Origin of the sequence: Rhizorhabdus sp. (assembly GCF_018006725.1) — a bacterium.
Classification (GTDB): Bacteria; Pseudomonadota; Alphaproteobacteria; order Sphingomonadales; family Sphingomonadaceae; genus Rhizorhabdus.
On sequence record NZ_JAGMXV010000328.1, the window covers coordinates 1 to 4,362 of the forward strand.

At 62.3% G+C, this 4,362-nt stretch carries 4 protein-coding genes; 1 reads left to right on the top strand and 3 read right to left on the bottom strand.

All coding sequences use genetic code 11. From position 1 onward, the window contains the following. The 3 genes from KAY22_RS25125 to KAY22_RS25135 form a co-directional block, all read right to left on the bottom strand. Nucleotides 1-304 (bottom strand): RusA family crossover junction endodeoxyribonuclease (locus KAY22_RS25125; protein ID WP_296625848.1); only part of this gene is annotated, 304 nt, incomplete at its 3' end. Further along, nucleotides 304-447: a hypothetical protein gene (locus tag KAY22_RS25130; RefSeq protein WP_296625849.1), complete on the bottom strand. Its 144-nt coding sequence runs from the start codon at nt 445-447 to the stop codon at nt 304-306. The genes KAY22_RS25130 and KAY22_RS25125, both read right to left, overlap by 1 nt. Further along, a complete protein-coding gene (locus KAY22_RS25135; RefSeq protein WP_296625850.1) occupies nt 444-2,708 on the bottom strand; it encodes an EAL domain-containing protein in 2,265 nt (754 codons plus the stop codon). Before KAY22_RS25135 ends, KAY22_RS25130 begins: the two co-directional genes overlap by 4 nt. 400 nt (nt 2,709-3,108) lie before the next feature. Here KAY22_RS25135 and KAY22_RS25140 point away from each other — a divergent pair. Then, nucleotides 3,109-4,349, top strand: a protein-coding gene (locus tag KAY22_RS25140) for an IS3 family transposase (RefSeq protein ID WP_296625851.1) whose coding sequence is annotated in 2 segments (ribosomal slippage) — nt 3,109-3,445 and nt 3,445-4,349 — 1,242 coding nt in all. Because the reading frame shifts where the segments join, the coding sequence is not laid out codon by codon here. Nucleotides 4,350-4,362: the final 13 nt, after the last annotated feature.

Consider the following 4,362-nt stretch of genomic DNA (forward strand, 5'->3'; position numbering starts at 1 on the left):
CCGCTTCGCTTCGTTCGATGGTCAGTCGCACGATTTGGCTGTCATCGAGGTACGCCCCGCCGTGCTGCAGCGCATCGAGCAGGGCTTTTTGCAGGTTGTCGATATCGCGCCGGCGTCGGTCCGGCGGAAACACAGTCACTTCGACTGCCAGTGGTCCCAGGAGGGGTTGCACCTTGGCCGCCGCGAGGATCGCGCAGACCGCATGGCGGAATACGCGACCCCCGCGGCTGATCAGCGTGCGATGCCCCACGCGCCGCCAGTAGTGATTCACACTCGGCGGATATGGCAGTTCGAGCGAGAGCATCACGAGCGTTTCCAGGGAGGCGTGCTGTTGGCCGCCGGCGACGTGGGCGCGGCGGGAGGCGGCGTCTCCTTCTTGGTGAAGCCCTTAAGTTCGTTGGTGATCTCGCCCGTGTCGGTGCGCTTCTTGCACTTGACGTGAATCACCAGCGGCAAGTTGTGGAGTTCAGGCTCCGGTCCGCGTGACCACCAGACACGTGTTGCCGGAAATATCGCTCGGTGTCGTCAGGCGCGAGCGGCGGGGCGAGCAGGTACCCTTGGCCGATGTCGCAGCCGATCGCTCGCAAGGCGTCCGCCTGAAACTGCGTCTCGATGCCCTCGGCGACTACGTCCATCTCGAGGCTGTGAGCGAGAGACACAATGGTTCTTGCGATGACACCACGGCTATCGTCCGGCCTGATGTCTGCGACGAAGGAGCGGTCGATCTTGAGGCGGTTGACCTTGAACTGCTTGAGGTGGGAGAGCGACGCATAGCCCGTGCCGAAGTCGTCCAGGGCGATCGTGATCCCCAGGTTGTCGAGCTTTTCGAAGGACCTCACGATCTGGTGGATGGAGCGGTCGAGCAGCACTGTTTCGGTGATCTCGATCTCGATGTCGGCGGGCCTCAGCCTGAACCGAGTGAGCTGGTTGGCCAAGGTTTCGACGAAATCGTCCAGTTTCAGCTGGGCTACCGAGATGTTGATCGCCAGTTGGCCGGGTTGGAGACCCTTGGCGCGCATGGATGCCTGGAATGCAAGCGACATCTCGATGACACGGGAGCCAAGTGGGATGATCAGACCGGATTCCTCGGCCAGCGGAATGAACGAGGCAGGGGACACTGTGTCGCCCCCCCGCTGCCAGCGCGCCAGGGCTTCTAGGCCAACGGGCTCCCCGGTCTGGAGATTGACCTGAGGTTGGAATTCGACCCGCAATTCGTCGCGCTCGATACCGATCCTGAGCTCTTCGATGTCGGACTGCCGCCTTTCGGCTGTCTTTAACATTGTCTCGTCAAAGAAGGCGAACCTGCCGCGCCCGGCTGCTTTGGCCTGATAGAGGGCCAGATCAGCTTCCCGGAAGAGATCGCGGCGGTTCTTGCTCCGCGTGGTCATCAGGACCACGCCCATGCTGATCCGCGGTTGCACTGTTCGGCCGGAGAGGGCGACCGGCTGCTGAACAGAGTGCGCCAGCTTCGCCAGACGCCGCTCGGCGACCTGACGCGATGAAATGCCACTCATGACGATCGCGAACTCGTCGCCGCCGAGCCGGGCGATCATATCGGACTTGCGCACCGCGCCGGCAAGGCGACGTCCTACCACGACGAGGAGTTGATCTCCTGCGTCATGGCCGAGGGTGTCGTTGATCGCCTTGAAATTATCGAGATCTGTCACGACCAGCAGGCCTTGTGGCTCTTCGTCTGCGAGGAGCCGCTCCACCCGGTTGTAGACGGCTGCACGGTTTGCCAGGCCCGTCAGCGAATCCTGCTCGGCCTGCTTCCGGATCGTCTGCTCGGCAACCTTGAGCTCGGTAATGTCCGTGCTGGTCGAGATATGCAGCCCGTCCGAGGTGCGCCGTTCCACAATCTGGACCCAGCGGCCGTCGTCGAGTTTCTGAACGAGGGTCTGGGTCGGTTTGACATGCTCTCGCACGCGCCTCGCCAGCCAGGCCTCGACCTCCCGACCTCCTTTGCCGAGCTCCGCGAATTGACCGCGCTCCGCGGCAGCCTTCAGAATGTCCCCGAAGCGGGCGCCTTCCTGAATGAGGTCGGCCACCTTCGGGTACAGGGACTTGAAGGCTTCGTTGAAGATCAGCAGGCGGTCGTTGGCATCGAATGCCGTTATCCCTGCGGGTATCGTTTCGACAATCTGGCCGAGAAGGTTCTCAGCCTGCTGGCGAAAAACGTTCTCGGTGGCAAGCTCAATCTCTGCTTGTTTGCGCGCGGTGATGTCGAACCTGATCGAGAGATAGCCCTGAAGCGCCCCGCTCCGCGAGAGCAGAGGAACGATCGTCGTATCCAGCCAGTTGATGTTCCCCGACTTCGACCGGTTGCGCACCTCGCCATGCCAGGTGTCGCCGCGTGCGATCGTCCGCCAGAGGTCCTGGAAGAATTCACGCGGATGATATCCTGAATTCAGGATCCGGTGATCCTGCCCGATCAGCTCGTCCTCGCTGTAGCCGCTGATCTCACAGAAGTACGGGCTCGCATGGATGATGCGACCGGCGCGATCGGTCGCGACCACAATCGCCGACTGATTGAGTGCGCGGCGAAGGGCAATGAGTTCTTCTCGCTGAAGCGACTTTGCAAACATGTTGGTGATCTGGGGCTGCTCAGCGGGGGACGATTGCGGACGTTTGGCGAGCGGTCCCGCTCGATCGACAAAGCCGGCGACGCCGGGCTGGTGAGCAGGAACGGTGAGGCGATGGTGCATCATGTCCGGGCTCAGGTGATGCTGGACAGTTTGCGACGGCGCATATGTAGAAGCATGGCAACATGCACACGTGACGGGTGTCGACCTTTAGTGCGGTTAAGTGTCAAAGGACTGTCGACTATGATCACGGTTGTTCCATTCGCAATGAGCTGCGCAAACGGAGTGAAAGGAGTTAGCAGACGGCTTTTGACGACTCTGAACGTTACCCAATCCCACCGAAAGCACCGCGACTGGTCCCTGCATGCCTCAACATCGACGGTGCTGAGGGAGATTTTGTATCTGCGAGGACCTTGCGCCTGAGGTCCTTATAAGGCACCGTGTCATAACTGAACTTTGAAGCAGCCCCCTAATTGACCGGACACGGCCTCCCACTTCCGTAAGAGGTAGGAGTAATGTCGTGTCTATGACTGGTTCGATATCGAAGAGTGAGGTCCTGTCGGGACCCGAGCGGCGGCGGCGCTGGGCGCCGGCCGAGAAGCTGGCGATCGTCGCGGAGACCTATGAGCCCGGCATGAGCGTCAGCCTCGTAGCCCGGCGGCACGGGATTGCACCCAACCAGGTCTTTTCCTGGCGTCGGCTGGCGAACCAGGGTGCGCTGACGGCGACGCGGACGGAGGAAGAGGTCGTCCCGGTGTCGGATTACCGGATGCTGCAGAACCAGATCCGCGAACTGCATCGGCTTCTCGGCAAGAAGACGCTCGAGGCCGAAATCCTGAAGGAGGCGCTCGACACCGCCGCCGGCCCAAAAAAACAGCTGCTGCGCTCGCTGTCGTGGCCCAGGGACGGTTCACGATGAAAGCCGTCTGCGAGGTTCTGGGCGTGGCCCGGTCGAACATCGCCGTGCGGGCCAAAGCTCCTCCCGGCAGGCCTCGTCCGGGCCGGCCCGCTCTGCCCGACGACGAGATCGTCATGGCCATCCACGCCATCGTCGCCGATATGCCGAGCTACGGCTATCGCCGCGTCTGGGCGCTGCTGCGCCGCGCGGCACTGGCTGAGAGAAGGCCTCCGCCCAATCACAAGCGGGTCTATCGCATCATGAAGGCGCATGGCCTGCTCCTGCAGCGCCATGCCGGCGGCGTCGAGGCGCATCATCACGATGGCCGCATCGCCGTCGATCGATCCAATCTGCGCTGGTGCTCAGACGGCTTCGAACTCGGTTGCGACAACGGCGAGAAGGTCCGCGTCGCCTTCGCGCTCGACTGCTGCGACCGCGAGGCGATCAGCTTCGTCGCCACGACCGAGGGCATCAAGGGCGAGGATGTTCGTGACCTCATGACGGTAGCCGTAGAAACCCGCTTTGGGCCGGTCAATCGTTTGCCCGGCGTGATCGAATGGCTGACCGACAACGGCTCGGGCTACATCGCTGGAGAAACCCGCCGCTTCGCTCGCGAGATCGGCTTCGAACCGTTGACGACCCCGGTCCAGAGCCCGCAGTCCAACGGCATGGCAGAGGCCTTCGTGCGGACCATCAAGCGCGACTACGCCAGGGTCAATCCGATGCCATCGGCCGAAGCCGTCATGCGTCAGCTGCCGGCATGGTTCGACCATTACAACCGGCTTCACCCGCACAAGGCGCTGGGATACCGTTCGCCAAGAGAGTTCATCGCAGACCGTTCAACCGCGGAGGACGTGTCCGGTCTTTGAGGGGCAACAACAA

Bases quoted from the DNA above. Each gene is read 5' to 3' on its own strand.
- KAY22_RS25135 (WP_296625850.1), bottom strand. From the start codon at position 2,708: ATGATGCACCATCGCCTCACCGTTCCTGCTCACCAGCCCGGCGTCGCC.